Annotated in this window: 15 protein-coding genes; 6 read left to right on the forward strand and 9 right to left on the reverse strand. The window is 45.8% G+C overall.

What is annotated here, in order from left to right; all coding sequences use genetic code 11:
* The first annotated feature begins 41 nt into the window (after positions 1–41).
* The 4 genes from JOY44_RS12920 to JOY44_RS12935 all read left to right on the forward strand — a co-directional run bounded on the left by JOY44_RS12920 (position 42) and on the right by JOY44_RS12935 (position 5,738).
* Positions 42–2,048 (forward strand): nitrate ABC transporter ATP-binding protein, encoded by a 2,007-nt coding sequence (locus JOY44_RS12920; protein WP_171574144.1) that lies wholly within the window; start codon positions 42–44, stop codon positions 2,046–2,048.
* Positions 2,049–2,197: 149 nt separating this feature from the next.
* Positions 2,198–3,034, forward strand: a complete 837-nt coding sequence (locus tag JOY44_RS12925; RefSeq protein ID WP_171574145.1) for a nitrate ABC transporter ATP-binding protein — start codon at positions 2,198–2,200, stop codon at positions 3,032–3,034.
* A 122-nt stretch (positions 3,035–3,156) separates the two neighbouring features.
* A complete protein-coding gene (locus JOY44_RS12930; protein ID WP_171574146.1) occupies positions 3,157–3,471 on the forward strand; it encodes a DUF1830 domain-containing protein in 315 nt (104 codons plus the stop codon).
* Positions 3,468–5,738 carry a molybdopterin oxidoreductase family protein gene (locus JOY44_RS12935; RefSeq protein ID WP_171574147.1) on the forward strand — a complete coding sequence of 757 codons (2,271 nt, stop codon included), beginning with the start codon at positions 3,468–3,470 and terminating at the stop codon, positions 5,736–5,738. Before JOY44_RS12930 ends, JOY44_RS12935 begins: the two co-directional genes overlap by 4 nt.
* A gap of 13 nt (positions 5,739–5,751) precedes the next feature.
* On the opposite strand, the gene JOY44_RS12940 is transcribed toward JOY44_RS12935, so the two are convergent.
* The 3 genes from JOY44_RS12940 to JOY44_RS12950 form a co-directional block, all read right to left on the reverse strand.
* A complete protein-coding gene (locus JOY44_RS12940; RefSeq protein ID WP_242541780.1) occupies positions 5,752–6,957 on the reverse strand; it encodes a glycosyltransferase family 2 protein in 1,206 nt (401 codons plus the stop codon).
* Positions 6,958–7,116: 159 nt separating this feature from the next.
* Positions 7,117–9,459 (reverse strand): GumC family protein, encoded by a 2,343-nt coding sequence (locus JOY44_RS12945; RefSeq protein WP_171574148.1) that lies wholly within the window; start codon positions 9,457–9,459, stop codon positions 7,117–7,119.
* A 73-nt stretch (positions 9,460–9,532) separates the two neighbouring features.
* On the reverse strand, positions 9,533–10,609 hold the full coding sequence (locus JOY44_RS12950) for a polysaccharide biosynthesis/export family protein (RefSeq protein WP_207211192.1): 1,077 nt from the start codon (positions 10,607–10,609) through the stop codon (positions 9,533–9,535).
* A gap of 954 nt (positions 10,610–11,563) precedes the next feature.
* Between JOY44_RS12950 and JOY44_RS12955 the strand changes: the two genes are divergently transcribed.
* Positions 11,564–12,919 (forward strand): O-antigen ligase domain-containing protein, encoded by a 1,356-nt coding sequence (locus tag JOY44_RS12955; protein WP_171574149.1) that lies wholly within the window; start codon positions 11,564–11,566, stop codon positions 12,917–12,919.
* A 121-nt stretch (positions 12,920–13,040) separates the two neighbouring features.
* Here JOY44_RS12955 and JOY44_RS12960 read toward each other — a convergent pair whose 3' ends face one another.
* The 5 genes from JOY44_RS12960 to JOY44_RS12980 all read right to left on the reverse strand — a co-directional run bounded on the left by JOY44_RS12960 (position 13,041) and on the right by JOY44_RS12980 (position 19,903).
* Positions 13,041–14,450, reverse strand: a complete 1,410-nt coding sequence (locus JOY44_RS12960; protein WP_171574150.1) for a ferredoxin:protochlorophyllide reductase (ATP-dependent) subunit N — start codon at positions 14,448–14,450, stop codon at positions 13,041–13,043.
* A 166-nt stretch (positions 14,451–14,616) separates the two neighbouring features.
* Complete coding sequence (locus JOY44_RS12965; RefSeq protein ID WP_171574151.1) at positions 14,617–15,081, reverse strand: DUF5331 domain-containing protein; 465 nt, start codon at positions 15,079–15,081, stop codon at positions 14,617–14,619.
* Positions 15,082–15,187: 106 nt separating this feature from the next.
* Positions 15,188–16,054 carry a ferredoxin:protochlorophyllide reductase (ATP-dependent) iron-sulfur ATP-binding protein gene (bchL, locus tag JOY44_RS12970; RefSeq protein ID WP_171574152.1) on the reverse strand — a complete coding sequence of 289 codons (867 nt, stop codon included), beginning with the start codon at positions 16,052–16,054 and terminating at the stop codon, positions 15,188–15,190.
* An 818-nt stretch (positions 16,055–16,872) separates the two neighbouring features.
* Complete coding sequence (locus tag JOY44_RS12975; protein WP_171574153.1) at positions 16,873–17,685, reverse strand: carbon-nitrogen hydrolase family protein; 813 nt, start codon at positions 17,683–17,685, stop codon at positions 16,873–16,875.
* A gap of 202 nt (positions 17,686–17,887) precedes the next feature.
* Positions 17,888–19,903: a WD40 repeat domain-containing serine/threonine-protein kinase gene (locus JOY44_RS12980; RefSeq protein WP_171574154.1), complete on the reverse strand. Its 2,016-nt coding sequence runs from the start codon at positions 19,901–19,903 to the stop codon at positions 17,888–17,890.
* A gap of 414 nt (positions 19,904–20,317) precedes the next feature.
* On the opposite strand from JOY44_RS12980, the gene mscL reads away from it, so the two are divergent.
* Positions 20,318–20,722, forward strand: a complete 405-nt coding sequence (gene mscL / locus JOY44_RS12985) for a large conductance mechanosensitive channel protein MscL (RefSeq protein ID WP_171574155.1) — start codon at positions 20,318–20,320, stop codon at positions 20,720–20,722.
* Positions 20,723–20,815: 93 nt separating this feature from the next.
* Here the strand turns inward: mscL and JOY44_RS12990 are convergent, their stop codons facing one another.
* On the reverse strand, positions 20,816–22,228 hold the full coding sequence (locus JOY44_RS12990; protein ID WP_197985282.1) for a mechanosensitive ion channel: 1,413 nt from the start codon (positions 22,226–22,228) through the stop codon (positions 20,816–20,818).
* Between the last annotated feature and the right edge of the window lie 415 nt (positions 22,229–22,643).

Here is a 22,643-nt window from a genome sequence, read left to right on the forward strand (position 1 = left end):
TTCTTCCAATTCCTAATTCATCCACATTCCCAGAGATATCTATGTCTTTCTTTGTAGAAGTTGATCATGTTGATCGCATTTTTGAATTAGCAAATGGCGGTCAATATGTTGCCTTGAAGAACATTGAACTGAAGATGCAGCAAGGTGAGTTTGTTTCCTTGGTGGGACATTCTGGCTGCGGCAAATCAACGTTGCTGAACATCATGGCGGGACTAGACCATCCAACCAATGGGGGTGTGGTGCTGGAAGGTCGAGAAGTGACTCAGCCTGGACCCGATCGCATGGTGGTGTTTCAAAACTATTCCTTGCTGCCCTGGCTCACGGTGTATCAAAACATCGAACTCGCTGTGAATAAGGTGATGGATAATTTGCCTGTTGCAGAGCGACAGAGCATCATCGACCGCCACATTGACTTGGTTGGGTTACGCAATGCAGTCCACAAAAAGCCGAATGAGCTATCTGGCGGGATGAAGCAACGGGTTGCGATCGCCCGTGCCCTCGCAATTCGTCCAAAGCTATTGCTGTTAGATGAACCCTTTGGTGCATTGGATGCTTTGACTCGTGGCAATCTGCAAGATCAGTTGATGCGGATTTGCGAAGAGAGCAAGATTACCTGCGTGATGGTGACCCATGATGTAGACGAAGCACTGTTGCTGAGTGATCGCATTGTGATGATGACTAATGGACCGGAAGCGCAAATTGGGCAAATTTTGGATGTACCCATGCCCCATCCGCGCCGTCGCTTAGAAGTCGTGAATCATCCCAGCTACTACACTCTGCGGAATGAGATGATTTACTTTCTCAATCAGCAAAAGCGGGAGAAAAAGCGCAAATCAAAAAAAGTGGTTGCGATCGCCCGTCACGGCTTAGAAAAAGTCAACCTGAATATCGGCTTTGTGCCCCTAACCGATTGCGCACCGCTGATGGTCGCAAAAGAGCTAGGCTTTTTTGCTAAACATGGTTTGGAAGAAGTTAATTTATCCCGTGAGCCAAGTTGGAAGGCAATTTTAGAAGGAGTTGCCTCCAATCGTCTAGATGCGGCTCAAATGGTGGCGGGAATGCCTCTGGCAATGACAGTTGGGTTTAACAACACTGATCCTTTGCCGATGGTTATTTCGTTGGTGCTGAGCCGTAATGGAAACGCCATCACGTTGGACAAGGATATTTACAACCAAGGGGTGCGATCGCTCGAAGATTTTGCCGCCCTAGTTAAGCAACCCTCCGACAAATCCCGTACGCTGGGCACGGTGCATTCAACCTCCATGCACAATCTGATGTTGCGCTACTGGTTGGCATCCGGTGGCATTGATCCCGATCAAGATGTGAATCTTGCTGTCATTCCTCCAGCCCAAATGGTTGCCAATCTCCAGTCAAATAACATTGATGGCTATTGCGCAGGAGAACCCTGGAACTCTCGTGCCGTGCATGAAGGGCTAGGGGTCATTATGGCAACTGATTTAGATATTTGGGCGGGGCATCCCGAAAAAGTACTAGGCGTTCGAGAAGATTGGGTGAATCAACATCCCCAAACTTATTTAGCCCTCGTAAAAGCGCTGATGGAAGCCTGTGAATACTGTGACGATCGCCGCAATCGTGAAGAAATTTTGAACCTCCTCTGCAAACCAGAATACGTTGGTTCCAAGCCAGAATACATTCGCCCTGGCTTCATTGATGCCTACAGCTATGGCATAGGAGAAGACCCTCGATCGCTGCTGAGATTTAATCAGTTCTACGTTGATCGGAGCAACTATCCTCAACAGATTGAGAGTCTTTGGATTTTGACCCAGCTTGCCCGATGGGGAATTGCGCCCTTTCCCAAAAACTGGGTGGAAGTGTTGCAACGCACCCATCGCCTAGATGTGTATCGTGAAGCGGCTAAAGAACTCGACTTCCCAGTCACCGAACCCGATCGCCACCCCTTTGCGCTGTTCGATGAGATCATCTTCAACCCAGATGATCCCCTTGCTTACCTCAACCAATTTGCGATCGCTCATCCAATTCAGGTTAAAGAAATCAAATTGGATAGTATTGCAACGGTAGCTGCTTAGACAAAGCTTGGTCTAACAGGAGTAGTACAACTAAAACAGCCCAAAAGTATTGATGTAACCGCATCCTAAAATTGCTTTTGTGATTGCCCGTCTTGATCCCTAACTGCTTGCAACCCATTCAACGCCGCCCATTACTGTAGAAAGCACTTATGCAAACTCTCACAACTCCACAATCACCCGATTTAATTCAGCCCACCTCCAGATTCCTGGAAATTGACCAGGTTTCTAAGGTCTATCCTTCCGCTCAAGGAGATAATATCGTTCTTGATGGGGTCGATTTGACCGTGAATGAAGGCGAATTTGTCTGCGTCATTGGGCACTCTGGCTGTGGCAAATCGACTTTGCTCAATATGGTTTCTGGATTTGCCCAGCCGACCAGTGGGGAAGTGCGGCTTAAAGGTGAGCGAATTGTGCGACCTGGACCCGATCGCATGGTGGTCTTTCAAAACTATGCGCTGTTGCCTTGGAAAACAGCCTTTGAAAACATTTACATTGCCGTAAATGCTGTATTTACTGAAAAGTCTAAGCAAGAAAAAGTTGAGATTGTGCAAAAGCACCTGGCAATGGTTGGGTTAGAAGAAGCCGCCCAGAAAAAACCTGGTCAACTGTCGGGTGGTATGAAACAGCGTGTTTCCATTGCTCGTGCTTTGTCAATTTGCCCAGAGGTCTTGGTTCTAGATGAACCGTTTGGTGCCCTAGATGCCATCACCCGTGAAGAATTGCAAGAAGAGCTGCTCAAAATTTGGGCAGAGCAACAAGTGACCGTAATGATGATTACTCATGACATTGATGAAGCCTTGTTCTTAGCCGATCGCATCGTCATGATGACGAATGGACCCGCCGCCAAAATTGGCGAAATTATGGAGGTCCATTTTCCGCACCCGCGTAACCGGACTCAAATGATGGAAGACCCAGCATATTACACCCTCCGTAATCGAGCATTAGATTTTCTGTTTGGACGCTATGCTCTGCACACCGACGAGTAGGACAAGAAGTTAATAAAAACCAAAGAGCTTAAGGCATAGGATTAACCTTCAAGCTCTTATTGCTGAACCGCGATCGCTGGCGCGTATTTTGCTAATCAAGCACCCATAGCAGGAGTGTCGTGATGACCTCGGTGTTTAACCCGTTTCCAACCAATTTATCCAACCGAATTCTTTGCTACTACGTCAACACCACCACACAAATTCAGAAAGCAAAGATTCTGACTATTCCCAATTGGTTATTTGAGAGAGTGATTTTTCCTCATCAACGGCTCTTATTTGAAGCTATTCCTGATGCTTTACTCGAAATTCACTCCTGTGCCGCTGCTGGCGAAACTTTGCTCAGTAAAATTCCCTGCCTTCACCTTCGAGTTTTCGAGCCATCGCTGGTTGTGGCAGCCTCTTCATGTGATGACCTTCAGGTAGATTCTGTGGAATGACAGCAGTTGATTCGGTTAAGACCCTTTGTCCATACTGTGGCGTAGGTTGTGGGTTAGAAGTGTTAGCTTCTCCTCAATCAGAAACTGCTGTAGACGGTCAGGATCAATCAGAACATCTCTGGAAGGTGCGAGGCGATCGCGCTCATCCTTCTAGCCAAGGCATGGTTTGCGTCAAAGGTGCAACTATTGCCGAAGCATTGAATAAGGATCGCCTCCTCTATCCCATGATTCGCGATTCTTTAGATGAAGAATTTCGTCGTGCTTCTTGGGATCAAGCACTAGAGTTAATCACCTCGCGTATCCAAACGGTTCTCTCCACTCAAGGAGCTAATGGCGTTTGTATGTATGGTTCTGGACAACTGCAAACCGAGGACTATTACATCGCCCAAAAATTTTTGAAAGGCTGTTTGGGCACCAATAACTTTGATTCCAATTCGCGCCTGTGCATGTCTTCCGCCGTTGCTGGCTATGTGCAAAGCCTTGGCTCGGATGGACCTCCCTGCTGTTACGAAGACTTAGATCTGACCGATTGTGTCTTTCTGATTGGTGCAAATACTGCAGAATGTCACCCCATTGTTCATAATCGTCTGCAAAAATACCACAAGAAAAATTGCAACGTCAAAATGGTGGTGGTTGATCCACGTCGCACCAAAACCGCTGAGGACGCGGATCTACACTTGGCGATTCAACCCGGTACAGATATTGACTTGCTCAATGGAATTGCTCATTTGCTTCTGCGTTGGGACTGTGTGGATGCAGATTTTATTGCTAACCGCACAGAAGGGTTTTTAGAGTTCGCAGAAGTCACTCAACACTATTCTCCCGATGTAGTGTCAGAACGATGCGGCATCTCGGTTAATGACCTTGAACTCGCCGCCCGCTGGTGGGCTGAGTCAAACCGAGTACTATCTCTCTGGTCGATGGGCGTGAACCAATCCAGTGAGGGAACTGCCAAAGTGCGCGCTGTTATCAATCTACATTTGATGACTGGACAGATCGGCAAACCAGGTGCAGGCCCGTTTTCCCTTACGGGTCAACCGAATGCCATGGGCGGGCGAGAAACGGGTGGCTTGTGCAATCTGTTGCCCGGTTATCGTCATGTCAAGTTTCCAGAGCAGCGTGCGGAACTTGAGCAGTTTTGGGGAGTGCCAGCAGGGCGCATTTCTCCTGACTGGGGTCGCACTGCTTGGGATATCATTACTGGCTTAGAAAGCGATGATGTTGGGTTGCTCTGGATTGTGGCAACCAATCCAGCGGTGAGCTTGCCAGATTTAGAGCGGGCGAAAGCAGCATTAAGGCGATCGCCCTTCACCATTCAGCAAGATGCCTACTACCCAACAGAAACCGCCAAATTTGCTCATGTCTTGCTGCCAGCCGCTCAATGGGGCGAAAAAACTGGAATCATGACAAACTCCGAACGAACAGTGACCCTATGTCAGGCATTTTGTTCTCCACCCGGAGAAGCCCGCGCCGACTGGGAAATCATTGCCGAAGTGGCATGCCGACTGGGATTTGCCGATAAGTTTCCGTTTACTAATTCTGCCGATGTCTTTGCTGAATATGTGCAATTGACTCAAGGGCGTGTCTGCGATATGTCTGGACTAAGCCATGAGCGCCTGCGGCAAGAGGGTCCGCTTCAATGGCCTATCCCAAAAGAAGAGAGCGGAGAAGAACTCACTACGCAGATTTACAATCCTGATGAGTTTCATCAAAAGGCTGCTAAACCAGCAAAACGACTTTACACCAATCACCAGTTTCCGACTGCCAATGGACGAGCGCGATTTTCGGCTGCTCACTCACGCGGCTTGGCAGAACCTCCTGATTCGGCGTATCCGTTTGTGCTAACGACAGGCAGGCTCTATGGACACTGGCATACCCAAACCCGCACCGGGCGAATCGAGAAGATTCGGCAGATGTATCCCCATCCGTTCTTAGAAATTCATCCCCGTGATGCAGCCCGAATTGGTGTAGAAGATCACAGCTTAATTGAAGTGCGATCGCGGCGAGGCGTGGCTCGTCTCCCCGCTAAAGTGACTGCTGCGATCTCGCCGGGAACGGTGTTTGTTCCAATTCATTGGGGTGAGCTTTGGGCAGATCAGGCAGAAGCCAATGCAATGACCCAGGAAAAATCATGCCCTGATTCAAAGCAACCTGAACTGAAAGCCTGTGCTGTGCAACTAACTCCCGTCCCAACTGAAGCGGTAAAAACAGACTATACGCTTTTCACCAAAACGCTTGAGACTTCTTCTGTGTCACTTCCCTTGTAGTGCTGATACCCAGCTAAGAGCGAGAAGAATCAACGCTATCTCGCTCTGTTCGTATCCACTTCGTTTGAGGTTTCCATAGAAACCTGAAGTACAAAGGAATTTTCCACAAGACATAAAGGGGAATAGTGAAAAGTACTTTGGCAGGAATAGCGGCTCGGCAATATTTTGCCCAGGCAGAGACAATCGCCGCTAAAATCATGACTCCTGCACTGCCTAAAACGATCGCGGGAGTTTGCGAAATACCAAAGTAGATAGCAACGAGCGCAACAGTCATTGCCAATGCCCACAGCATCACAAGCAAAGAAAGGGGAGGAATGAGTAAATCAAGAGCGATCGCAAGCAAGTCAAATCGCCGCTTCTGAAGAGACACTTTGAGTAAGCGAGGAACTTGCGTCAGAATGGTTTGCAGGTGCCCATGTTCCCAGCGAGTGCGTTGGCTTTTAGCCGCACTCGCTTGTTGTGGCAGCGCGCTAGTCACTCGTGCTTCATGGCAAAAAGTTGCAGGGTGACCCGCGATCGCTAAATCTAACCCAAGATTCATATCTTCAACAATATTGCCACTTGCCAAAGAAACCTTACGAATCACCGCCCAAGGAAACGCCATTCCTGTGCCTGTTAAAGGACAGGGTAGATCAAATCGAGCAAGCCCAAGGGGACGAACTAAATTTTTGACGGTAAACGCTAGGGTCGAAACAGCATCCTTCGGAGAGGGATTAGCGGGTTGAACAAGTAGATACGTTGCCTGTACTGCGCGATTACGAGCGATCGCCAACCGTGAAATCTGTTCAATTGCTCCAGGGGCAACAATACAATCCGCATCCACAATAACAACAACATCAGGCGGATGATTAGCAAGAAAACTCATGCCAAAGTCCAGCGCATACCCCTTGCCGCGGTGTGTGTCATCAAAGCGCTCGATTGCTATGGCACCCGTTTCTCGTGCAACTGCCGCAGTCTCATCTGTGCAATTATCAGCCACTACAACTAATTGATCTGGCGAGGTAAGTTGCCCAATCAAAGTTTCTAACGTGGCTCCAATGCCAGCCGCTTCATTATGGGCAGGAATCAACACAGCAATACGAGAGCGTTCAGAATTCTGCCCACGCCATGCACGCGGTGGGAAAAGCGCTGCAACACATTCAACCATTAAAACAAAGCTTGGAATCAGTAGCAGTATAGAAATTGCTAATAAAACGGTTTCAACTATAAGAAGTACCAAATCAGTAGTTGCCAAGTTCGTTATCCTTTGTGATCTGACTTAGCAAGCAAATTGACACCGCCTTTGTATAAAAGACGAAAACTGTATCGGCTTGCTATTTAATTTAGATATATTTTCCTAGCCAAGGCAATATCACCCCCAGCTTTAAAGGAGTTAGTATTACCGCCCTACGTCACCTGATTCTTTAAGCTTGCCAAAAAAGGCTGGATGAGCTTCAGTTGCATAAGTTTGCTGTTGACTAGTCGGTAGAGCATAGGGAACAATCTTGCTCTTTCCAATTCGGTTTGCTACAACTCCAACCACTGGTAAACGATATTTTTCTAGATCACTCAGTGTCTCTTTAACAAGACTTTGCTTTGTTTTATTAAGGCTAACCACTAACAACAACCCATCCGTTTGTGCAGTTAGGAAATTACTGTCTGTGGATGCACTTAAAGATGGACTGTCATAAATAACCAAGTCATAGCTGCTTTGTAATCGTTCTACTAGCCGTTGCATTTCATTAGAAGCGAGTAATCGAGTGGCACCAAACTGAGCAGAACCTGCTGTTAATACAGACAGATTACTTTCTCCAGGTATCTTCTCAATTACTTCAGATGCATCAATTCGCTGTTGCAGAACATCAATTAAGCCTTTTTGATTAGGCAAGTTTAAATGAGTGTGTAGCTGAGGCAGGCAAAGGTTTGCATCTACCAATAGAACTCGGTGTCCCATCGTTGAAGCCATTAAAGCAAGATTCAGAGCAACTGTTGTTTTCCCGTCTCCAGGTTCTACAGACCCAACAACCAACGATCTCACAGGTGGATGACATAAGAATCGAAGATTAGTGTAGAGAGAGCAAAAAGCGTCAGTGAAAGGCTCCGAAATTTTAGATTGCGTTCCATTTGCTGCTAAAGGTAGCCCTGTTTTTTGGCTTGGAATCATCCCAAGAAGTGGAAATGGCACAGCGTCTTGCAAATCTGCCGCTGTGACAAACCGATTGCGAATTTTCTCTCTTAACAAAGCGGCCGCTACTCCTAATAGCGCCCCAGCCAACAACCCCCCTGGAATCATTGGCTGTGCTTTCTTACCTCGAGATGCGATCGGTTTGCCTGTCTCCAAATCCGTTACTAGTTTTGGTTGAGCAATAATTTCCCAAGGAACCTCCTTCTGAGCAGCCTCAACTCGAAAAGTCTCACGCTGCAACAAAAATTGATTTAACGTTTTAGTTGCAATATCTAATTGCTGCTGCAAGGTATTGTATTGACGAGTAATGGCAGGAAGTTGATTTAATCGTTCCTCCAATGCTGCTTTATTTCGAGCAGTTTCTTGGACGCGCACTTGTAGAGATTGACTTAAATTAGCCGATTGAACAAGTTGCTTAATTAAATCTAAACGTACCGGATCTTGAAATGCCAAAACCTGAGAACTTTCTGAAACTCCAGGTGACGATTCATTAAGATTCAGTTGAGCTTCTTGAGCAATCAACCGCGCTAAATTTCTCTGCTGATCGCGTAGGCTTTTAACAATAGGACTATCTTCATTGAACCGAGCGAGTTTAACTGCAATAAGACCCTCGGTCTTCTTCAATTGCGTTAACAAATCTTGATAGCGAGGATTTTGACTCAGTGAAGCGGCTCCTAGTGCTTGCGTTGGAGTAAAACCGAGTTGCTTCTGAAGAACAGAATACAGGGTTGTTTGCTCTCGCAATAAAGTGTCAGCTTCTAATTTCTTTTCGTTTACGTTTTTTAGCTGCTCTGATACTTGATTACTTTCAAGTGCTGGATCAGTTAGTCGATACTGCTGCTTAAGAGCCTGCATCTGACCTTCCAATACCGTCACTCGCTGCTGCAAGGTAGGAAGTTGCTCCTCAATAAATTCAACACCAGCTTCAGTTCGCACTTTTCGATCGTCAAGACTAAACTTGAGATAACCCTGAGCAAGCTGTTCTAGAATAAAGCGAACTTTTTCTGGATTAGACCCTCTGTAGTCAACCTCGATCGTTCTCGTTGAGTCCAGCAGGTTTGTTCCAATACGAGTAACTGTAAAATTTTGGTTCTTTAAATCTCTAGCTAAGGACTCGGCCGTCACTTCTGGATAACGACTTTGAATAGTCTTTGATATTTTGGAGAGCCTATCAGGGCTTTGTAGAACTTGAAGCAAGGTTGGATAATCAATGCCGTTCCCGTTACTATCTTGCTGAACCTGTGATCGTGAAATGGCAGACGGATCTGATAAGCGCCCTTGTGAGGTAATTGGTTCAACTAAAACAGCAAAGCTACCTTCGTAGATCAGCGGAAAAGTTCTAGTCAGAACCCAGCCTCCAGCGCCCCCAAGCAGGGTCAACACTAAGATAGTTGGAATGTTTCGCCGGACAGCGCCCATTAAGGAGCGAACTTTAAAGCCACCACTTTTAGGCTTTTGATCAGCTTCTCCGCTCCCATCGCTAGGGGGGGCTGAAGCCTCTTCCAATCGACTTTGTCGGTTGAAATTTAGGTTCTGCGCATTTTGTCCGGTTTGCATGGTTTACCTCATCTACAGTCGATTAAGTTGGTCGATAAATGAACATTTCAAAACACGCAATCCTGAAATATTGCTAATTTCCATTATTTCCATTGTTTCCATTAGGAAATATCAAGTTTCTAAACCCTGAGATCCCGCCAAAAATAGTGAGTGGAGCACCAATCGCATTGATCAAAAAGTCATTGGCTGATGCGATAAATGTTCGGTTCACCACGATTATGTCATTATTGTAAAGAGCAGGATTGCGCCCTTCGTTCAAATTTTGATCGAGATCAATAGAGTATTTCTTGCGAGTAATTGTGCCATCTGGATTGAGACGAATTAAATCCACTCCCTTCTTACTGGCTCGACCAACTCTAAATCCACCTGCTGCCATAATAGCTTGGTTTAAAGTTGTATTAGGCTTTAGCTTAAGTGAGCCTGGGGCTGTGACTTCCCCAACGATACTGACTGAAATAGTTTCAGGAGAAAAGTTGCTTGCTGCAACCTGAGTTGCTTCTCCAGCATCCAACTTATCAGCTTTAGGAATGATGATAGTATCACCATCGCGAAGCAAGATGTCTTGGCTAAGGTCACCTTCGCGTAAAAACCTCCACAGATCGATCGCCACGATTTCTTCGCGATCTGTTTGCAATCGCCGAATTCTCACTTCACGAATATTGGCAATTTGAGTGACGCCGCCAGCCGATTGAATCGCCTGAGTTACTCTAGGCCATTGGTTCCCGCCTTCTGATGATGTTCTTTGGTTGAGGCTTGCCTGCGAAACCTCGTTACTAATAACACTAAGAATGTAAGAGCCAGGACGGTTAACTTCTCCAATCACACCGACTTTAAGCGGTCTAGGAGCTAATAAACTAATTGTAACTAGCGGGTTTCGGACAAACCGACCGTACTTTGCTGAAATTACTGCTGCCGCTTGCGTTAGTGTCAACCCTTGAACAGGAACGCTTCCCACCCATGGTAAGTTGAGTGTGCCGTCTAATAAAATTGTGTACCGTGGCTCTAGTGCTAGTTCTGGCGCAATGTCAAAAATTTCAGCTCTGACAATATCTCCAGCGCCTAGAGTGTAAGCATCACCCAAAATAGTACCTGGTCTAACATTGGAGGGGGGAGGAGCCTCAGGTAATGGTACCCTTTGCTCAAAAGGCACTGAATTTGAAGAGGGTGCAGTTAGTGGCGAACTCTGAGCCAAGACAGATAAAGGCTGAGTTGTTCCAACTAGAGAGGACAAAACAATGCCTGCAATAGAGCGCGGGGTTCTCCTAATCATCATGTTTTGTCTAAAAAGTGACGGGGTTTAGAAAAGTTGATTTGTGCATATGGTTACAGATATTTTTTATGTTTCCCTAAATTTGATTTACTCTCCAGGAAAACTTATCTATATTCAGACTAAATATCTGAACACTAATTGAAAAAAGCAGACCGATACACCCGTGAAACTACTATATCTCGAGATGCTTTGCAGCCTTAGAGAAGTAGTTGAAGCTTTAGTATGAAATTTCCTGATGGAAGACTTTATTTCAATAGCATTACTTCACATAAAATTCATATCACTTTAACCATACCCACACTTTAAAAAGAACAGATAAAGATCCGCTCAGCAAATACTGCCAAAATGCTAGTGATGCACTGGGGACGGTTATGCCCATAAAGAAAAAGGTTGACCAGGTGAATTGTTGATTGTTCTGGGAGCAGAATTCTAAAGAAGTTTCCTGTTGATTAAGTAGTAATCAGGATAGTCCGGCGAACTTTTAGTTAAAGGCTTAAGTGTATATATTCTGGGTTGTCTCGTTTTATCAAGTAACAATAAACCTTTCTGAAAGAACTGGACTGTTAGAGTCTATGTGCGCCGCTCCTGAGTGATTCTGCTAAGTTTGAGACTGACACTCTGAATCCTTGATATTTTTTTGAAGGAATCATTGTTAGATTCATGTGTTGCGATCGCTATACAGGTATAGGTTGAATCATTCCAACCTGGCTGTTGCTTAGACTGCCAATTAACCCGCTAAGTCATGTTTTTGATGCAGTTTTCATGATGCAAAAGTTAGCCTTGTATTCATATCTTTTGCTTGCTTAATCTATTCTTCTCATCCGAGCTTAATTTATGGGTGGTAACGCGTTTGTTTCATTGATGATGTTTTCCTGGATTCCAGCAGTTTTGTATATCTTCAGACGGTATCCAGAGCGACAAGCAATGATCATGAGCTTCATATTTGCTTGGCTCTTCTTGCCTGTTGCGACTTTAAAGCTACCTGGAATTCCTGCTTACACAAAAACGTCAGCTGCTTGTTACGGAATTTTAATAGCGACATTTCTATTCAACCCCAAACGAATCAGTGCCTTTAAATTTAGTTGGATTGACATTCCTATTGTTTTATGGTGTACCTGCCCGTTTATTAGCTCTGTCGTAAATGACTTGGGTGCTTATGATGGCTTTTCAACCACGCAGGTGCAAATTGTTACTTGGGGAGTTCCCTACTTTTTGGGGCGCATTTATCTGGATAGTTTTGCTGCACTGCGCCAACTAGCAATAGGATTATTTATTGGCGGGCTAATTTATATTCCTTTCTGTTGGTATGAAAGCCGCACATTTTCTAGCCTTCATGTTCTTGTCTATGGAATGGATACAGGGCGGGAGGCAGCTCAATCTATTCGTTATGGAGGATACAGACCGCAAGTATTTCTAGAGCATGGTTTGATGTTAGGTGTTTGGTTGATGACTGCTTGCATCATAGGCATTACATTATGGCGAACGGGAATAAAACGGATTCTAAACCAGCCGATGGGCTTGCTGATGTCGCTTTTATTAATTACATTTATTATTTCGCGCTCAACGGGAGCCTACGCGCTTTTTTTGCTAGGGCTAGTCATTCTTTTAGTAGGGTGGTATTTTCGTACTGCCATTTTACTATGGATGCTCATCTTAGGAATTTGCTGGTATCTATACATGGGTGTGACTGGAACTTTTCCCAATAAGCAAATCATTGATACGTTATCTCAAACGTTTGACGCAGAACGAGTTGCCTCCGTTAAATTCAGGTTTGATAATGAAGAAATATTAGGCGCAAGGGCGCGTGAAAATGCGATGTTTGGGTGGGGAGGGTTTGGCAGAAATCGAGTATTTGACGAGAATGGGAAGGATGTCGCCATTACTGACAGCTTGTGGATTATTGCATTTGGACTTCAGGGTGCCTATGGGTTAGCAGCATTAACAGCATCCATTTTGTTGCCCGTTATAAGTTTTTGCATCCGCTATCCTGCGCGACTATGGCTACGTCCAATGGTGGCTCCGGCTGCCGCTTTGGCGGTATGTGTCACCCTTTACATGTTTGACTCTGTATTGAATGCTATGGTCAACCCAATTTTCATGCTGGCAGCGGGTGGTCTGGCAACCATTTCTGTTCAATCAAAACAGGCTGCCACTGTCCAATTACGAGGACAAATGGCAACAATGTCTTGATACCCTAACTGATAAATAAGTAAATGTAGGGAGTTCGTTGAATTAACTAAGGTGTAAGCCGTTGACAGTCAGCTCAAGAGAGACAACCTCTTATCAATCTCTGTGGAACAGCAAAGATTTTCTATATCTCTGAAGAGGTGAATTCATCTTTAACAAGTCTATCCCAACCCAAATTTTTGAGAGAGTTATTACGGCGGAGAGGACGAGTGACGAGCTCAAGAATATCCCGTGCGTTAGTGAAGCCATGAATTTGGGCAAAGGTAAATTCAACCGACCACTTTGTGTTGATGCCACGGGCTTCTAACGGATTAGCATGAGCCATGCCTGTGATGACTAAATCAGGTTGAAGTTTTTTGATTCGTTGCAGTTGGTTATAGTTATCTGGTTTCTCAACAATTGTAGGAGTAGGAACTTTCATTTCTAAGCAGGTTTGCTCTAATAAAGCGAGTTCTGCGGCTTGATATCGCTTATCCATGTATGGAATGCCAATTTCGTGGCAGGTCATGCCACAACGAATTAGGAAACGGGCAAGCGAAATCTCCAGCAGGTTGTCACCCATGAAAAATACAGATTTTCCACGAATTAAGCTGGTGTATTCTTCTAGGTTTTGCCAAATCTGCGCTTCTCTTTCGTCTAAGCCTTTGGGTTCGATACCAAAAACAGAGCAGATTTTTTCAACCCAAGCACGGGTACCGTCAGGACCAATGGGGAAGGGGGCACCAATTAGTTTGCATTTGCGTCGTCGCATGAAAGCGGTAGCAGTACGGGAGAGGAAGGGGTTCACGCCTGCGACATAATAGCCTTCTTGGACAATTGGCAGTTCAGTGTAGCGTTTGGAGGGTAACCAGCCGGAAACCTTAATGCCTTGTTTCTTCAGTTCAAGGGTTAGCTGGGTAACAACTGGGTCAGGGAGAGAGCCGAACAGGACGAGTGGTGGGTGATCAATGTATTCAGCTTCATCCGTGGCAATGTCTTCTTTTTTACGCCCAAAGTTCAGCAGTTTTGCGATCGCATTCCGCTCCTCTTTCTCCGTCTCTGGCGCTTTTTCTGGGCAGCGATGCACCATCGCTGCCAGCACGGTATCTTCTCCTTGGGTAAAAGCGTAGTCGAGACCATTGGCACGGGCGACCACGATTGGGATGCTAAGCTCAGACTCCAATTTGGGAGCCATGCCTTCTAAATCCATCTTGATGATTTCGGTGGTGCAAGTGCCGATCCAGACAATCACACTGGGGTTGCGATCGCGCTTAATTTGTAGGCAAAGCCGCTTCAGCTCCTCGTAATCATTTAACTGCGCCGAAATATCGCCTTCCTCCAGTTCTGCCATTGCATAACGGGGTTCAGCAAAAATCATCACTCCCATCGCATTTTGCAGAAAATATCCGCATGTTTTCGTTCCAATCACCAAAAAGAAACTATCTTCAATTTTTTGGTATAGCCAAGCGACGCAGCTAATTGGGCAAAATGTATGGTAGTTACCTGTTTCACATTCAAACGTCAATGCTTGGGGTTGGGTATCGGCAAGGGTCATTACAGCATCCTCTAGAACTAATTGGCGAGTCTTTAAGTTAAAAAAATCGATTTCTCAGCAAACTGAGAGTTGTCTAAGTGAGCATTTTCAGCAAGTCGAGCAACCAATATGTCTGTCCACTATTAAATTTAGCTAGTGTTCACTCAGTGGCTTAGAGCTTCCCAGACTAGGATTTAGTGGGTTGTGATCGCTGGGAACGACCGCCCTCACAGGATTCATCAATCTTGGATATCAAATGAGACACTTGGCTTGTGGGCAGATCAGTTTCATAGGATGATGCAGCCGGAAGAAATTTGAGCGCATCCTTGGCGGTTGTCTGCTTCACGTTGCCGTTATTCAAAGCTTTCGAACTGGACTTAGCTACCGCTTTTAGATGTTCATCTGGATTAAAGTTGAGATCAAGAGCCGCTACGATTCGGTCTGGATTATTGCTTAAGTCAACGATTAAGGGAAGCAACTGATTTAGCTGGGGCTCCAATGCAGAAAGCGTTGCCAGTATGAAACTTGAGGAGGGACGGCGTTGCCCGTCACAATTAACCCAGATCTGCAACCGAGCAATCCAAACACGATTTTCGACGTAGTAGTCTAGCCATTTCTTTTTTACGGATTGACGAAACTGCTGAGTATTCACACGACACCTTAAACAAGAGTTAATGAGCTTGAAGCTTCAGTTCCACACTATTGTCGAACAACTTGTAACTTAATCTTCAAAACTCAAAACTCTCTTCAGATCATTTTCAAACCATCATCAGATCCAGCACTTCTTCTTCGGATTTTACTTTAGGCTGCTGCGGATTGAGGTAGAAATCAGATAGCAGCGAAAATAGCTCCCGATCAGGAGTATCGTTTGGCACAACGCCTTCGGGTCTTGCCAAAATCTGATCTGCAATATTGAGATAGTAATCACAGACGTAGTTTAAAGAAGGATCTGTTTCAGCCATCTCAAACAAGGTTTTGCCCTTCACTCTAGAAACCCGGATGTCTTCGATCAATGGCAACACTTCAAGCACTGGCATTGGAACTGCTTCAATGTATTTCTCAATCAGATCACGCTTTGAAGTTCTGTTGCCAATTAGACCTGCAAGCCGCAGTGGATGAGTCCGTGCCTTTTCGCGAACTGAAGCCGCAATTCGGTTAGCGGCAAATAAGGCATCGAAGCCATTGTCCGTCACGATCATGCAGTAATCGGCGTAGTTTAGGGGAGCAGCAAATCCGCCACAAACAACGTCGCCTAGCACATCAAACAAAATTACGTCGTATTCATCGAAGGCGTTCAGTTCTTTCAAAAGCTTGACCGTTTCACCCACGACGTAGCCACCGCAACCTGCGCCTGCAGGAGGTCCACCTGCTTCTACACAGTCAACTCCGCCATATCCTTTATAGATGACATCTTCTGGCCACACGTCTTCGTAGTGATAGTCTTTTTCTTGCAGCGTATCAATAATGGTTGGAATCAGGAAACCCGTTAGGGTAAAAGTACTGTCGTGCTTTGGATCGCACCCAATTTGCAAAACTTTTTTGCCGCGTTTGGCAAGCGCTACAGAGATATTGCAGCTTGTTGTTGATTTTCCAATTCCACCTTTTCCATAAACAGCAAGCTTCATATGTTTGTCTCCTAATTTGTTCTTAAAGGTGGTAATAAGGTCTGCGCTACGGGGAGGTAAACCACGATCGCCTCAACTGTCAGCTATTAAGGTGCAATCGTTTTTTGAGTCGCTGCAAGCATTATTGTCGAATTTGAGAGTTAAAGAAAGCTGACTTAGAAGCTAGCAGAAGAATAAACCACAGCTATCAAGATGATGGGGGAACTGTAGTTCCTTGAAGACACTCTATACCTGTTTTAAGCAATTTTTAAGCTAAAAAACGTTTTTATAGTCTTTTTTGATAAAAACCGGATCAAACTTAAATTAGATGCTGGCGATCTCATTTGGTTCGACACCTTAGTTTTTGTGTATAGAGAGAGTTCTAAAAGCTGTTTTAAAGGTGTTTTGTTCGACAAACCACTAAAACTTAGGTATAAAGCCTCCAAAATTGCTGTGAAATGAGGCTTTCGCAGGTTTACACAAAGATATTTGTGCTAGCGCAGCTTTGGGAAAACTGATATTTTGGATTCGCCAAGGCTTTTGTTAAAAATAGTTAATTGTATGGTCTAAGTAAACTTGTATAAACTTTTCAAACCTTTTACTTTACGACGCGATTTGCTGATTAAACCCAGCCAAAATAACTTTGGCGATTAGGAGCGACCCGCAGCTTACGGAAGGGTCTTCCTTTCCAGTTTCGTACTTGTAGCTGGGATGCTGTTTAACATCTAAAAGTCTATGGGAATACCGAAGCCCTATGGGAAGAAGTTGATTCCTGTTATTACGGCGATCGCATTTATTCATCATTCGCCAGATTGACGAAGCAGCAGAGTTCTGTAGCTCTACATAAAGACGCGATGTCGCAATGAAGGCATTTGACGACGTACCTGTTCTAGACGGGAGGGTTCAATCGCCGCGATCGCCACACCGGGTTTATCTCCTGCATCCGCCAACACCGTGCCCCAAGGATCAATAATCATCGCGTGTCCATGGGTTTGACGCATTGCATAATGCCGTCCCGTTTGGGCTGGTGCTAAAACATAGCTCGTGTTTTCAATTGCTCGTGCTTGCAGTAACACTTGCCAGTGATCTTTGCCTGTATAGGCAGTAAATGCTGCTGGAATGAATAATACTTCCGCACCCATTTGAGATAAATGACGATACAGCTCTGGGAAACGGACATCGTAACAAACAGAAAGCCCCAGATTGCCTAAGTCTTTGGAAGGATGCACAGGCGGCATTTGGAGTCCTGCAAGCACCGTGACCGATTCTTGGTAGGTGTTGCCATCAGGAACATTAACATCAAACAAATGCACTTTTTCGTATCGGGCAAGCTCTTCTCCACTCGCTCCGACTAGCACCGCTGTATTGTAGACTTTCCCATTGCCTACTGGAACCGGAAACCCGCCGCCCAAAATGGTGACTTGGAAGCGCTGCGCCATCGTTTTGATGAATTTTTCGCTTTCTTGGGCGATCGCCTCCGCCTGAGCCATTTTGTCCTGCTCTTCCCCTAAAAATGAAAAGTTTTCTGGTAACCCAATCAGTTCCGCTCCTTGGCGCACTGCTAGGTCAATTAGTTCTTCTGCTTCTGCCAGATTCTTCTTCAAATCGGGCACGCTTGTCATTTGAATGGCAGCAGCCAAATAAGATCTCATAAACTCAACCCCATTGCATGGATGACTTTGAACGGCGGCTTCGCGAAACGTCAGACTTGCACCATTCAAAGATTACCCAGTCTTAACCAGTTTGCACCCCTTAGTTTAATCCTAGTTGAGCGTTCCTGAATAACGAGTGGCAAGCTATAAATTGGAGAATACATAGGGGCTGGCGAGATCAAAACTCTTCGCACTCTACCTCTTACCGTATCTGCCACACTTTCACCATATTGTCTGAACTGCCACTGGCGATTCGATAGCCGTTAGAACTAATGCTGACGGCATTCACGCCGCTAATATGATCGCTAAGGGTCGCTTTTAGGTCGCCTGTTTCTACATTCCACAGTTTAATTTTAGTGTCGCTGCTGCCGCTGACTAACGTTTTGCCGTCGGTGCTTAGCGCAATAGAATTGACTGAATCGGTGTGTCCGGTGAGGGTGCGAATCACTTCACCAGTGGCTAGGTTCCAGATTTTAATGGTTTTGTCCCTGCTAGCGCTAATCAGCGTTTTGTTATTGGGCGAGATCGAGATCGCATTAACTGCACTAAAGTGGCTTTTCGGCAGCGTTCGGATTAGCTCCCCTGTTTTCAGACTCCACAGCTTTACTTGGTTATCCAATCCACCGCTAGCAAGAATTTGGCTATCTGGACTCACCGCCACTGCTCGAATCATCCCTGCCGTATTAGAAAAAATTCGTAGGGCTTCTCCTGTTGCCAATTGCCAAATCCGTGCCGTTCGATCTTCGCCGCCGCTGGCAAGTAGATGACCCACGCCATAAAACGCCACCGATTTCACGTTATCAGAGTGCCCCGTTAAAGTATGAAGCAGACTGCCATTGGTCAGGTTCCACAGTTTAATTGTGTGGTCATCGCTACCACTCGCTAACATGCGGCTATCGGGACTGATCGATAAACAGTTAACTGGTTTGGTATGGGACTTCAAGGTTTGCATCAAACTGCCCGTTTCCAAATTCCAGATCCGAATTGCATCGTCCAATCCGCCACTGATGACCGATTGACTATCTGGACTGATACATACTGCCATCACCCAACGAGAATGCCCAGTAAAGCTATATAAACAGCGGTTTCCCTGACTGCCAGAATGTGGAGCTGAAAGCCGCCCTGCGGACACATTGGGTTTGGAGACCGCAGCACCGGGTTGGCTCCGAAATTGCCCAGAAGGCGTAGCAGGTGTGGATGGTGAAAGCGGGGCATTGCCAGATTGAGCCGAGGGAGGCGAAGAGGTGGGTTTGGAAAAGAGGGGATGGGATGGTTGAGAAGAAGCAATACCCAGAGAACTCGCTGATGCCGCTGTCGGACGAGACAGTGCCGATCGCAGATCTCGCATGACAGCATCCGCCGATGGATACCGCTCACTGACTAAATCTTTCAGCATTTTGTCAAGGATTTGCGCGATCACGTTACTGATGTTGCCCCCTTGCTGCCGCAGGCGATCGCGCCATAGCCAGCGCCCTTCCATAGGGTCATACAAATCATCGGGTTTAACATGGGTCATCAAAAAAATGCAGGTCGCCGCCAAGCTATAAATATCGCTGGCTGGATATGCTTTGCCCCCACGGAGTTGTTCCATCGGCGCATAGCCCTCAGTGCCAATCCGCGTGCCTGGTTGCCCCGTTGCTTCTGCTGATAGCAGTTTTGCCACGCCAAAATCAATCAACACCAGTTTTTGATCGCTCGCCCGTCGAATGATATTAGACGGCGTAATATCGCGATGGATCACATGATGATCATGGACAAACTTAAGCAAAGGCAGCAAGCCCACGAGCACTTCGCGAATCCGCCGTTCGCCAAAATATCCATGCTGAATAGTTTCTTGCAGCAGGGTTTGTCCTTCAACAAATTGCTGCACCAGATAGAGCCGCTGCTCATGTTCAAAATATGCCAGCAGGGTTGGAATCTGGGGATGCTCACCTAATTCATTTAGCCGCTCTGCTTCCTGTTGAAAAAGTTGCACGGCTTTATCTAGCGACTTTGTGCCTTTCACCTGGGGCGAAAATTGTTTGATCACGCAGCGGGCATTGAGGCGATCGCTATCCAGGGCCAAGTAGGTTTTGCCAAAGCCTCCTTGCCCAATTGCACGCATTACCCGATAGCGACCGCGCAATATGGGAATTAGCTTGGCACCACAACTCAGGCAAAATTCAGCATCATCAGCATTCTGCGGCTGCTGGCATTCAGGATTCAGGCAACAGGTCATACACAGACATCCAGGACATATCTATCATTTTCACCTGTTCCAAAGATTTACAGCGATTTTAGAGAAAAAAACTGAAGTGGAGAGATTTTACGTTTTATCCACATACTTTGAATGGTTAGCTTAGGCAGTAAAAACTATAACGACTCTCAAACAACGCGCTTCCCTTGGATAACTCAGGTTTCAAGTGATTTTCACTCAATACAGGCGGGAAGACTACGTTTCAAGCTGTCAGTCCCTATCCATCGCAAATTATAGATAACTGAATCTTAGAATGGACGTTTATCTACGATAGGAAGAAAAGCTTGATATAGTTTGCTGAGAAACCTCTAAATAGACATAGTTAATGCGATTGACAATTCGCTAAGGCAGTGACCTAAGTTTGTTAACTATATTAGTGTGCAAGGAGCAATGACTATGGCAAGGCGAGCAAGAACAAGTGCGACAGGTTTCTTGAGAGACTTTCAAGAGTTCATTCTGCGCGGCAATGTGATTGAGTTAGCAGTTGCCGTGATTATCGGTGGTGCCTTTGGCAAAATTGTGGAGGCGTTTGTGAATTGGTTAATGTCTGTTGTGTTGAAGCCATTTTTGGACGCGGCAAATGTTAATCAACTCAAAGATTTACCTTTTGGGCTAGGCGACTTAGCGATCGCAATTGTGAATTTCTTGATTGTTGCTTTGGTGGTCTTTTTGATCATTCGCGCACTCGAAAAATTCATCCGAAAGCAAGAAGCAGAAACCCCAATCGATCCCATATTGGAATCTCAAGAGCGCTTAACAGCCGCTATCGATCGCTTAACCAACACAATGAACCAACCTTAGAGCAGTGTGGAAAGCAAAAGGCACCTGATGAAGGTGCCTTTATATTTGAAGCTTGAGGTTTAAGTCTCTAGTGATTGTGATTTCTATTGGCGCTTATCGTGATTGGCGCTTAAAGGTAGCAAGCCATTCCCGCAGTTGCTCAGAGGCAACATCCCGTCCCCCTAAACCAAAGGCGATCGCGATCGCAACTGAGATCGCACCTAGCAGCAAGCCAAATGCCAGGTTGATAATGTCGGGCGCAATACCAATTTGCCGCAACGCCAATGCTGATACCAGTACCAAAATCGCAATTTTTGCAGTCTGTCCTAAGATCTTAGACTGAGGCGTTCCGGAACTGGCAATCAGGTTATAAGCAAGGTTTGCAAAATACAGACCCACTGCAAAAATAGCCAAGCCAACTAAAATTTGCCCAAAAATCACTAACAGCCCACCAACCAATGCTGTCAGCGCAGGAATGTTCAAAACGTCGATTGCCGCTACCGCTGAAAATAGTAAAATGCCAACCAGCGAAACAATGCCAGCAATCTCAGAAGGAGTACGGGTAGAAATTCCTCTGCCTGCATCGGGTTCAATTAACAATGGCTCGTTGTAAGGGCGAGCGACTGGTGGTGGAGGTGGAATGACCGCAGCCTGTGATGGCAACCCTAACCAGACCAAAATATTGTTAAATCCAATACTGGTCAGGAGATTGGTGACTAACTTCTGGACAAATTGACCCAGTACATAGCCCAACGCCAGAATGACGAGCGCCGTGAGAATTTGAGGAATCGCTTCTAAAAAACGATTTAGCAGGGTTTGCACTGGCTGCAATGGTCCGCGCAGCTCCAATACGCCCAAAATAGCAGGCAAGAAAAATAAGAAGACAAACCAGTAGAGGACATCTCCTAACGTTTCGCTGAGTCGCATCTGCCCCGATCTCGGAGCAGGTTGGTCGGTTGCCTGGGTTAGCTTCTCATCTAAGGAAAAAGAGTGAGCAATCCGAATTGCCACCAGTCGAGTGATAGTTGCTACCAGCCAAGCGATCGCCGCAATAATTGCTGCTCCACCAATACGCGGTAAATAAGCAAAAATTTGGTTAAGAAAATTATTTAGGGGTTCCGAGACGGTCGTGAGTTTGAGTACGTTCAACGCGGCGACCAACGCCAGGATCATCACTACCCAGAAAACAACTGATGAGGCAATGCCTTCAATGTTAGCCTCGCTTGCTTGACTACCGGTCAAGCCAGTAATCCGATTATCTAAATCTGTTTTACTGAGCAGTTTCCGAACTAGCGATGCCAACAAGAATGCAATCGCCAAACCAATCAGGAAGATCGCGAGCGCTCCCAACAAGTTGAAGAACAATCCTGGCAAATCTTTGACTATATTATTGAACAGATTATCGAACGGCTCAGGAGCCGATGTCGTTGGAGTTACCACGGTAGGCGTTTGCCCAAGCAGCAGATTGAACCCCCTCATCGAACTACTGGCGATCGAGTATCCAGTACCCAAAGAACCTTGAATCATGGTGCGCCTCTGAAAATTTCTAACGTCAGACAGCCAACAAAAGCCGTAAATCGCTCTAGTTTGCTATAAAAAACAAGTTTTGAGGATCTTTGTCGTTAATTTTGTGCCGTGTTGTCATTGCCAATAATACGGCAACCGTCAAAATTTCTCTGCTTTTGTTAGCACGAATAAATATCAAGGAGCGATCGCCGCTGGTTTTCTTTACTAAAACTTCTTCGAGCATTCTCATCAGGCAAATATGTTAGATGAGTATGTTAGATGAGAAAATCGCTAGAGTTCGCTAGCACCTTGAATTTCATTCGTACCTTGAATATGGGATGAAACCAAAAAGTTTTTCAAAGGGGCGATCGCGCTCCTTTTTTGATTTGAATTGAGTTGGCATAAAGATCCGGTTTGAACTTTGGCATTCCATGCC

The sequence above is a fragment of the Leptolyngbya sp. Cla-17 genome (assembly GCF_016807185.1).
Lineage (GTDB): Bacteria > Cyanobacteriota > Cyanobacteriia > Leptolyngbyales > Leptolyngbyaceae > ULC077BIN1.